Genomic DNA, 231 nt, shown 5'->3' on the forward strand with positions numbered 1-231 from the left:
GCTATCCCTTTCCTAACGGATGGAATTTCTTTTTTTGAATTGAAATTCTCATAAACTACAGAAACTTTTTCCGAGTGCTGTTCAATATTATAATTAAAATCACCGTTTGAACTTACAAGCTCCCCAAGAAGAGATTGTAAATTCCCCCGCCTATCAAATGCCCCTACAAATTCATTAAATTTGTCGGAATCAAATGCGACCTCAGCAGAAATATTAATGTCTTCTTCAAAT

General features: G+C 34.6%; 1 protein-coding gene. It reads right to left on the reverse strand.

The features are described 5' to 3' along the window. On the reverse strand, positions 1-231 hold a 231-nt coding region (locus AAEZ18_RS19810; RefSeq protein WP_352256169.1), incomplete at both ends, for a hypothetical protein.

This window comes from Pseudoalteromonas sp. 19-MNA-CIBAN-0066 (assembly GCF_040308705.1).
GTDB lineage: Bacteria > Pseudomonadota > Gammaproteobacteria > Enterobacterales > Alteromonadaceae > Pseudoalteromonas > Pseudoalteromonas nigrifaciens.